Annotated in this window: 1 protein-coding gene; it reads left to right on the top strand. The window is 46.0% G+C overall.

Going from position 1 to position 265, the window contains the following annotated elements; all coding sequences use genetic code 11:
• Window positions 1-42 precede the first annotated feature (42 nt).
• Window positions 43-265: EamA family transporter (locus tag M4I23_RS20125; protein ID WP_368736188.1), on the top strand; the 223-nt coding region annotated here is incomplete at its 3' end.

The following is a 265-nucleotide window of genomic DNA, read 5'->3' as shown; positions in this document are numbered from 1 at the left end:
ATACACTAGGGAACACATTTTGACAAGTCATTCGGAGTGACGATGAAATCTGATTCAACTTTTAAAGCCGCTGTTCTTCTCATCATCTGTACTTTCTTTTGGGGCAGTTGTTTTCCTATTGGTAAGCTCGCATTAAACGAAGTGCACGCGCTTACACTAGTGTTCTGGCGTTTTATAATTGCGGCTTCGTGTCTGGCGATATACCTCAAAGCGGCGCGGATGCCCAAGCTTTACTTGAGTTCGCGGCAATGGTGCTGGGTCATCG

Origin of the sequence: Algibacter sp. L4_22, from assembly GCF_023473045.1 — a bacterium.
Lineage (GTDB): Bacteria > Bacteroidota > Bacteroidia > Flavobacteriales > Flavobacteriaceae > Algibacter.
This window is presented reverse-complemented; position numbering and strand designations above follow the sequence as displayed.